A 10,040-nucleotide genomic window follows, 5' to 3' on the forward strand; every position below is an offset into this window, starting at 1 on the left:
TGGGCTAAAAGTGGCACTGTTGACACCACCCTGATGCCCAGTGAGTACCGCAAGCTGCTTGCCCGACAAATCCCACAGCCGTGCGGTTCTGTCACTTGATTCAGTGACAATGCGTCCTCCATCCGGGCTAAAACTGGCATTACGGACACTGTCCTGATGCCCAGTGAGTACTGCTAGCTGCTTGCCCGACAAATCCCACACACGAGCGGTTTTGTCCTCAGATGCAGTGATGATGCGCTGCCCATCCGGGCTAAAAGTGGCACTGTTGACACCACCCTGATGCCCAGTGAGTACCGCAAGCAGCTTACCGGACAAATCCCACACACGGGCGGTTTTGTCATCAGATGCAGTGACGATGCGCTGTCCATCTGGGCTAAAAGTGGCACTGTTGACACCACCCTGATGCCCAGTGAGTACCGCAAGCTGCTTGCCCGACAAATCCCACAGCCGTGCGGTTCTATCATTTCCGCATGCAGTAACGATGCGCTGCCCATCCGGGCTAAAACTGGCGCTGTTAACATAGTCCTGATGCCCAGTAAGTACCGCAAGCTGCTTACCGGACAAATCCCACACACGGGCTGTTTTGTCACTGGATGCAGTGACGATGCGCTGTCCATCCGGGCTAAAACTGGCGTTGTTGACTCTGCCATGACCTTGATGACCTTTGAGTACTACTAGCTGCTTGCCGGACAAATCCCACAGCCGTGCGGTATTGTCACTTGATGCAGTGACGATGTGCTGTCCATCCGGGCTAAAACTGGCTCTGTAGACAGGGTTCTGATGCCCTGTAAGTACTACTAGCTGCTTGCTGGACAAATCCCACACTTTGGCGGGTTCACCGGATGTAGTGACGATCTGCTGTCCATCTGGGCTAAAAGTGGCGTTGATGGTAAACACCCCAGCTCCAGTGAATACCGCAAGCTGCTTGCCGGACAAATCCCACACTCGGGCTGTTTCACCACCGGATACGGTGAGGATGCGCTGTCCATCTGGGCTAAAACTGGCGCTGTGGGAACGGTCTTGATGTCCAGTGAGTACTGCAAGCAGCTTGCCGGACAAATCCCACACACGGGTGGTTTCACTTGCAGTGAGGATGCGCCGCCCATCCGGGCTAAAACTGGCGCTGTGGACATCAGAATGATGTCCAGTGAGTACCGCTAGCTGCTTGCCGAACAAATCCCACACACGAGCGGTTTTGTCCTCAGATGCAGTGAGGATGCGCCGCCCATCCGGGCTAAAACTGGCACTGTTAACATAGCCCTGATGTCCTTTGAGTACCGCAAGCTGCTTGCCGGACAAATCCCACACACGAGCGGTTTTGTCCTCAGATGCAGTGAGGATGCGCCGCCCATCCGGGCTAAAACTGGCACTGTTAACATAGCCTTGATGCCCTTTGAGTACCGCAAGCAGCTTGCCGGACAAATCCCACACACGGGTGGTTTTGTCACTTGATGCAATGAGGATGCGCTGTCCATCCGGGCTAAAACTGGCGCTGTTGACTCTGTCCCCATACCCAGTAAGTACCGCAAGCTGCTTGCCAGACAAATCCCACAGCCGTGCGGTTCTGTCATTGTCGGATGCGGTGAGGATGCGCTGTCCATCCGGGCTAAAACTGGCACTGAGGACTTGACTCTGATGCCCTTTGAATTGGGCTAGCTGCCTACCCGACAAATCCCACATACGGACGATGTTGTCGTCATCAGATGCGGTGAGGATGCGCTGTCCATCTGGGCTAAAACTGGGGTTGACCACACCCTGATAGACAGTGAATACCGCTAGCTGCTTACCGGACAAATCCCAGACTCTGGCGGTTTTACCGGATACGGTGAGGATGCGCCCTCCCTCTGGGCTAAAACTGACGTTGACAAAGCTCTGATGCCCTGAAAGTTGAGTCCGCTCCCGGATATTATCGAGAATTGTTTGTAAAGCCAGGATGGGGCTGGCGGCTGGATATTTTTCCAGTGGGCGTCCGTCCTTAACCAATTCTTTCAAGCTTTGTCCTGCTTCCATAGCCGACACTAATGCTTCTATTTGTTGGAATTCAAACTGCCGCAAAGCACTAACCCCTGCTCGCTCCAGTTCAGTACCTTTGAGTGCTTCTTGTTGCTGACGCAAGGCATTACCTGCAAGCACTCCTGCAATTGTTGCTGTCACCAAGGATATTGCTAAAATAACAGAACCGATGCGAATTCGTCGATTGGCTTTGTTGGTTGCATCGGTCAAAATCTGATTAGCTTGCTTTTGCGCCAGTAGCGCTTTTCTTTCTGCTTCTAAATTAATTTGAGCTTCAAGTTTTTCCAGTTCCCTAGCTCTTTGTTCTGCTTCTAAATTAATTTGAGCTTCAAGTTTTTCCAGTTCCCTAGCCCTTTGTTCCGCTGACAAAGCAATTTGCACTTCCCGCTTCTCCAACTCTTGGCTAGCACTCAAAAACTGATAATCTTTATCGCTTAAACTTTTAGAAGCAGCCCACACGAGAGCATCCTGTAATGCTTGTCCACGCAGCAGCCGTGACGAATCTTGACAATCCGAAGCAATCCAAGCTGCTAGCGCCTCCGAGTACGGTCGCAGATTAGCTAATTCCTTCTCAACCCAATTAATATTAAAAATAGATTCATAAATGCGGTTATAAACTTTTAAAAAACCCTGCTGCTTGACGACTAAACCTGACAGTCGTAATTCCATTTGTTCAGGACTGTCATCAGCCGCAATTTCTCCTTGTTGCAAAATTTGCTGATACAGTCCCAACAGGCGACTGGTGCGTTGAGCATTGTGCAGCAAACGGTCTCGTATTGTCTTGAGATGCTCTGGCTCATCCATTGATTCCCAATTTTCAATCACCTGCTTGTGTACTAGTTGTTCAACACATTTGGCTTCACTACCTTCTGGAATCGGCGAAGTGGAAGCCAGAACCAGCTGACACAGCTTCTGAGTAAAAAATGGTTGACCGCCTGTCCAATTCAACACCTCTTCTAGCACAGCTTGAGGATTGCTGACAAACCCTGTCAATCCAAGAGCTAGAGGAGTCGCTTCTGACAACTGAAAACCGTTTAAGTCGATGGTCTGACCAATATTAAAAGGGGTGCGATTTTTGTCTTGAACCAAATCTGAAGCGGCTACCACTCCTAACAAAGCAAAGGTCAGGCGTGAGTATTCTGTTTTGTCAGCACGCAAGTTGTAGCACTGTCGGAGCAAAGCAAAAAAATCGTCTTTGAAATTTAAGTTGAGAATGCTATCAATTTCATCGACAAAAATGACTATGTTTTGGGGAATCTCAACTAAAAGCACCTCTTCAATGAAGAGACCCAAGCGATAAACGGGGGAAAGATGCTCGCGATCGCGCCACCAAGTTCTTAAATTTACCTTCAGCCTCAAGCTGCTTACCAGAGAGCCGATTAAGCTGGCATACCAGCGGTCTGGAGTCACTTGCTGAGTGCCAAGCGCTGTAACGTCGATAACGGCGCAGGCAATATTCTCGGCTTGTAATCGTCGCATGGTGCGGACTCGCAAGCTGGACTTGCCCATCTGCCGTGAATTTAGCACATAACAGAACTCCCCAGCTTTCAATTTCTCATAAAGGTCAAAGTCTGCCTGTCGTTCAACATAAGTCGGAGCATTTGGCGGTAAACTGCCCCCTACTTGATATTTGTAAGCTGAGTTTTGGGCTGTGCTCATAGGTGCATTTCTCTTTTATATTGCAGTAGCTGGTAAACGCTCGCGGAAATACTCGCGATACAAATCGCAGCGCGGTAGCACATAATTGCCTTCCTTTTTCACTAATCCCATACTGTATAATTTAAAACCCACTTCTGTCCGGAATTCTATTGCTTTGTTTGCCGCAACTACCTCGCTATAATGCGCCGCCAGTTCTGGATACTGTTCCAGATTCCATAAGTGGCGTCGCAGATGGTCGCTATAAGGTCCAGCTTCGGTGGGTGCTGTTTGCAGCAACTGTGCCAGCGTCATGTCCCCTTTGGCAACATGATACATCGCCAACCGCACTAAGTAGGGGTGTCCGCCTACCAAGTCAATCAGTTGTTCTACCTCAAAAGACCCCCAATCTAACCGATGGCGCTGAGCTAAATCTTGTACCTGCTCAGTTGTAAACTCCTGTAACTCCACCGCTAGCCCCACATTAAACGGTGATTGATTGATATTCATGGGAATATAAACTTCTGTGGAGTGGACAACGACTAAGCGGAGTTTTTTCCAAATATCGCTACCGCTATCACCATACTTGGCTTTTTCATACCAAGCTCGCAGAAGACCAAAAAAGTCGTCGGCAATTTCTGGGTATGAAAAAACGCGGTCCACTTCATCTAAGCCCAGCACCAGAGAACTATCAATTTCTGCTAATAAATACTCTTCAAAGTAAGCTGTGCTATTATAACTACTACCAAAAATATCGTCCCAATAATCAGCCAACCGATTTGGTAGCCGCAAGCTTTGACCGATAGAGGCACAAAACCAGCGTAAGAATCTATCCAAACTGGTGAAAACCTCAGCCGTTGCCAGTTGGAAACTTAAGGGAACCGTGCGATAGCCTTGCTCTCTTGAGAGATACAGAATCCGCGCCATCAAGGAGGTTTTTCCCATCTGCCTTGGTGCTTTGATGCGGATTAAGGCACCTGATTGGAGAACCTCCTGGTAACAGCGAGTTTCAATTGGAGGGCGTTCTATATAAAAGCTAGAAGCGAGGTGAACTTGACCCACAGGCAGTTCTGGCGATGCCACTGGCTCTGGAGGTCGTTGATTTGAAATGACTGGCATAGGGAGTACGGGTAGCAATGGCTCTGGAGGTTTATCTGGTGTTGGTGCTTTGTCTGTTGCCAGCAAGCTTAGGACTGCTTGGACAAGTTTGGGAGTGTCAGCGGGTGTTCTCCACTCCCACGCTTGAATTCCTTGTAGGTAGCCACGTAGGTCATAGTTGAGTACCGTAGTTTCACCTATATGGATTGGTAAAATCTCTGGTTTGTGACTAGTAGTACGCAAGTCCCTAGCCCGCCGAATCTGCTCGGTGACCATTTCGCTGACAGCTGCAGTCGGAGATAATAGGATGACTAAGCAATCACACTGCTCCAGTTCTTCATCAAAGCGGTGCAGCCAGCCTGCTTCACTCTCCTTGCTCATGAATACTTCTTTTCCAGCAGCTTTTAAGCTTTCACCTAACTGCATCGCGAAGCTATTGTCTGGTTCTTGTGTGTGATAGCTAATAAAAACTCTGGCGCTTAGCGCTGACTGACTGTGCCAATCTATTGGTTGTGAGTTGTTTTGGGGTGGATACCACTCATGGGGAGCGACAATGTCTGTTGGTTGTAAATCTAAGGCAAGAGCGATTTTCTCAATTGCGTCTCTCTGTACCTTATATCCCCAGTGAGGATTGAGTAGCCGCTTGAGTTGATCAATACCCACGCCTGCTTGGGTGGCAAGCTCTTCTTGAATGTAGCCCTTTTTGCTCATTCTTGCTTGTAGGTTTTTTACGCCTTCATCGCTGGCGCAAAAGCCACGACGTCTACTCTTTTGAGTCATTGTCAATAACGAGCATAATTGTTAGAGTCACTTTTAATTTAGCCAATTATAACAATCATCACTAGAGCGAATAAGTGCTTTTAACTAGTTGCATTTGACTGCCCTTTGAGTCGCAAAACCCAGTTATTTCGCTAATTCTAAGGTTTTTGTAGAGGGCGAATAACTGGTTTTTCGTATTTGCATTTAATTGCATTAATTCGCTCTGGTAGGTGACTACATTACCTGACTATTCTCAATAACTAGAGGCAACAAAAGCAGTGAAGGCGTTTTTTCGTTGCGAGCAAACTCAAATTTTAGTTGTTGATTTCACACTCAAGAACGAAATTTCGTTCTTTGAGCAGTGATGTGAACTTTAAGGTTTCGAGGAGTATAATCTCACTATGGCTTTGAAGGTGGAGAAACTGGCACAATATTGGCTCAAGCGGTTGGATATGGAATGTCCAGAACAAAGCGTTGCCAACAGGGAAAGTATAGTCAAATGGCTTGTGGGAAGTGACTTACATCGGTTTGAGACACTTAATCCAAAGGAACTGGATATCACCAAACAAGCAATGGAGTACCGCTACAAGATTTTGCGTCAGCGCTACTTAGGAATTACCAGAGAACATGCTTACCGCAACTTAATCACTCGATTGGGGAGTTTGGTGACATTACGCCATAAGGTTCAGACTTGGGTTGCTCTGAGTCATGATCGCCAACGGACTGTGTTAGATGTGTTGCAAGAAGTCATTCAAGAATTACTGCAAAGTGACAACTACATACAACAACAAATAATTTACATTTCTGAATTTACCACCAATTCCCACCTACGGAATGCATTGCTGTTTGCCAACTTAGAAGAGTATTGTTTGCGACCAGTATGCAATCAACCACTTCTAGTGTATCGTTTTGTAAACTATTTGAGATATAGTCAACATAACAGCTTAACCCAAGTACCCAGCAGCTTTGTGGGAACAGAGTGTGTACACTAATCCCCAAAAAGACTGTCTACATACTCAATAGCACCTCAATTCAAGTCATCAATTCAAGTCATCAATTATAGTATTTTAGTACTATTTGGAAAACAGACTGCTCACACCCCTGTCACTCAACAGAAGGTAAGTACTCAAAATTCCCCCAGAACTTTTTGAGGCGTTCGCCTTGAGAGAGGGCTAAGTAGAATTAATCCAAACTGCTAGAATTCTTTTGAAGAGAACCAGCTAGGGTAACCATCTGTGCGAGAGTATCCTGCCACCTTTCGGTAGGGTAAAAGTTTAAGTGTTGTTGTAATCTTTCACCACTATATTTCCAGCATTGCGCGAAAGAGCTACTTCCAGAGTTATTATGCTGAATATCACTGCTGCTTCTGGTAAGGTGAATTAATTCAGTACAGAAGTCATGCCAAGTAAAATGGTCGTTGATAACATTAGCTGCTTGTCCTAGTGGCTTCTGAAGACATTCAACTGATGCCCAAGCTAGTTCTCTTGCATCTACCCAAGCATCACCAAACTGTGACCATTCATCCTGAGTCTCTCCAGGCAACACTATAGATTCACCCCTATATACCCTTTCATAGATATCTGTTGTCCATAAACCTTTTTTTGTAAGACAACGCGGATCTGGACCCCAAATATGTGGCGGTCGAAGGATGCTAAAGTCACCACGCCCTCTCTTTTGGGCAGTCTCCTCTAATAAAGTTTCGCAGGACACTTTGCCATAGCTATACGATGAATAGGTTTTATTAAATGGGTGATTCTCAGTAATAGGAATCCATTGAGCATAACCATACACATCTACACTACTTATAAATACAAACGCTCCTTGATCCCAACTGTTGAGCAATGCCTCCATTGCGATAATGTCTACTTCAGGATGTGTGAATGTACAAGCTGTATGAATAATGCCTGTTACTTTCTGTGCAGCACGGTGAAGACTATCAATGTTAGCAAGATTACCAAGAACTACGTCAATATTTGTCTTTCGTGTTGCAGGTTCTGAGTGAGTTCGAGCTAGTATGCGAACATGCTGTCCACGTTGTTGTAGTTCTCGTACAACAAAACTTCCCAACATACCTGTTCCACCGGTGACCAAAATCATCCAACTACCCTCCGATAAGCTTCAGCTTTCTCATGTGCCAAGTCCAATATCCACACTACTGCATGTGGATAAAGGTGTTAAAAGGCAATTGGGCATTTTCGTGTAGTGCATTTGGTCTACTATATCATGTGTGTAGAATTCGTATCTTGACACTCTCTGGGCTAAAGCCGCAGAGATTCTTAAGACCTTTGGGTCTTAATATCCTGATTGCTCAGGTTGCTAGGCTCAACACGTTTGCCTCTTAGGGCGTGTTGATATCTCCTCTGTGGTTATTTCAGCCGTAACTTTCTTCCAGCCCGGAAGTAGGTTTTTATGTCTTGTCTGACTCTTTTAATGTACCACTAGCCTCATTATCCACGTTGATGATTCACCAAATTTTTAATGACTGAGGCGTAAACGCCTTAAACCGTTTTCATCCCTGTCCTAAAGAACAGGGTTTTCAACGGGCATTCTTATAAGTTGAGGCAACATGCAACTCTTTTAGCTGCTTCGTGTCTACTGCCGAAGGTGCATCTGTTAACAAGCAACGTGCTTGTTGGGTTTTTGGAAAAGCAATGACATCACGAATTGATTCTTCTTTGGCTAATAACATTACCAAACGGTCTAAACCATAAGCAAGACCACCATGAGGAGGAACACCGTACTCAAACGCCTCTAAGAGAAACCCAAATTTATTGTGAGCTTCCTCTGGAGATATTCCAATCGTTTCAAAGACTTGTTGTTGTAACTCTGGTTGATAAATACGCAGACTGCCGCTGACTATTTCAAATCCATTGTAAACTAAATCATAAGCTTGTGCGCGTGCCGTCTTTAAATCGTGGATGTCATCTGGATGCGGAGCTGTAAACGGATGGTGCAATGCATCTAACCGATTTTGCTCGACATTCCATTCAAACATAGGGAAGTCTGTTACCCAGAGCAAGTTGACCTTTTCTGGGTCTATTAATCCGAATTCTTTAGCGATCGCTTGTCGCAGCCTATCTAACGTTTTATTAACAGTCATGCTATCACCAGCCCCGAATAATAGCAAATGACCGGGTTTTGCATCTGTACGGTGCAAAATTTCCTGTTTTTGTTCTGTAGTCAGGTTGTCTTTAATTGCGCCAATGGTATCAATTTCCCCATCATCCCTGACTCGGATGTAAGCTAAACCTTTAGCACCTGCGTCGGTGGCTTCTTTAAATAAGTCACCGCCTGGTTTGATACGGACGTTAGAAATTGAATCGTTCCCGTTAGGAATAGGAAGAATTTTGACAGTTCCTCCGTTAGTCACAGCTTCGCGAAAGACTTTGAAACCACAATCTTTAACAACATCTGAGACATTGACGAGTTCTAAACCATAACGTGTATCTGGTTTATCACTACCATAACGTTCCATCGCCTCTGCGTAGACCAGACGAGGGAAAGGTCGCTGTAATTCAATGCCTTTAACTGTTTTGAAGATATGATAAACTAACTTTTCGTTGAGTTCAAAAATTTCTTCTTGGGACATGAAGCTCATTTCCATGTCCAACTGGGTAAATTCTGGTTGTCTATCGGCGCGTAAGTCTTCATCGCGGAAGCAACGGGCAATTTGATAGTATCTATCAAAACCTGATACCATCAGCAATTGTTTGAACAGCTGGGGTGATTGCGGTAAAGCAAACCATTCACCAGGGTTGACGCGACTGGGTACAAGATAATCTCGCGCACCTTCGGGAGTGGAACGGGTCAGGACAGGGGTTTCAATTTCTATGAAACCTTCTACGTCTTCTAGGTAGCGGCGTATGGCTTTGACGACTTGATGACGCAGTTGCAAGTTATCTGCCATGCGATCGCGCCGCAAATCTAAGTAACGATACTTCAGCCGCAAGTCTTCCCGCACGGGATCCGCGTCTGCTGTGGAAACTTGGAATGGTAACTGTTTACGGACTGAATTGAGGAGTTTGATTGTATCGGCGTAGATTTCAATTTCGCCTGTAGGTATGCGGGGATTGAGGGATTCTTCCGGACGTTGCGTCACTCTACCAGTGATTTCGACAACGTATTCATTTCGTAGGGTATTTGCTAGTTCATAGGAATCTGGGGTACGCTGTGGATCACTGACGATTTGAACGATGCCAGTGCGATCGCGTAAATCTATAAATATTACACCTCCATGATCGCGGCGACGGTCTACCCATCCGTACAAGGTGACAGTTTCTCCAATGTGTTCTTTTCGGAGTTCGCCGCAATAGTAAGTTCGCATAAGTCTGAGTTTCTAATGACCGAGCTAGAGAATTCAAGTCCATGTTAAAGCTTTTTCATTATCTAGCATCATTCGTCATTTCGGTTTAAGAAATCTTATCCAAAAATGCAAAGATGTAGAGACGAGGCATTTCTCGTCTCTACACTACTTTAGCGTCTATCAGGCTGTAAGTGGGAGGATGAGAACCTCTACCTTTTAAGGAGGGGATGAA

4 protein-coding genes and 1 pseudogene are annotated in these 10,040 nt (G+C 46.0%); 1 reads left to right on the forward strand and 4 read right to left on the reverse strand.

Annotation, left to right across the window (positions count from 1 at the left end):
• The coding region (locus DP117_RS32575) for an AAA-like domain-containing protein (RefSeq protein WP_169222304.1) at nt 1-3,672 on the reverse strand (3,672 nt) is incomplete at its 3' end.
• Nucleotides 3,673-3,687: 15 nt separating this feature from the next.
• Complete coding sequence (locus DP117_RS32580; protein WP_339381121.1) at nt 3,688-5,526, reverse strand: AAA-like domain-containing protein; 1,839 nt, start codon at nt 5,524-5,526, stop codon at nt 3,688-3,690.
• 380 nt (nt 5,527-5,906) lie between these two features.
• Between DP117_RS32580 and DP117_RS32585 the strand changes: the two are divergent.
• Nucleotides 5,907-6,464 (forward strand): annotated as a pseudogene (locus DP117_RS32585) (hypothetical protein); the annotation flags it as partial.
• 223 nt (nt 6,465-6,687) lie between these two features.
• Here DP117_RS32585 and DP117_RS32590 read toward each other — a convergent pair.
• Together DP117_RS32590 and aspS are read right to left on the reverse strand one after the other, a co-directional pair.
• On the reverse strand, nt 6,688-7,602 hold the full coding sequence (locus tag DP117_RS32590; RefSeq protein ID WP_169222306.1) for an NAD(P)-dependent oxidoreductase: 915 nt from the start codon (nt 7,600-7,602) through the stop codon (nt 6,688-6,690).
• A 439-nt stretch (nt 7,603-8,041) separates the two neighbouring features.
• On the reverse strand, nt 8,042-9,829 hold the full coding sequence (gene aspS / locus DP117_RS32595; protein ID WP_169222307.1) for an aspartate--tRNA ligase: 1,788 nt from the start codon (nt 9,827-9,829) through the stop codon (nt 8,042-8,044).
• Between the last annotated feature and the right edge of the window lie 211 nt (nt 9,830-10,040).

Origin of the sequence: Brasilonema sp. UFV-L1, assembly GCF_012912105.1 — a bacterium.
Taxonomy (GTDB): domain Bacteria; phylum Cyanobacteriota; class Cyanobacteriia; order Cyanobacteriales; family Nostocaceae; genus Brasilonema.

Coding starts and splice junctions, on each gene's coding strand:
- DP117_RS32580 (WP_339381121.1), bottom strand. CDS start 5,526: ATGACTCAAAAGAGTAGACGTCGTGGCTTTTGCGCCAGCGATGAAGGC.
- DP117_RS32590 (WP_169222306.1), bottom strand. CDS start 7,602: ATGATTTTGGTCACCGGTGGAACAGGTATGTTGGGAAGTTTTGTTGTA.
- aspS (WP_169222307.1), bottom strand. CDS start 9,829: ATGCGAACTTACTATTGCGGCGAACTCCGAAAAGAACACATTGGAGAA.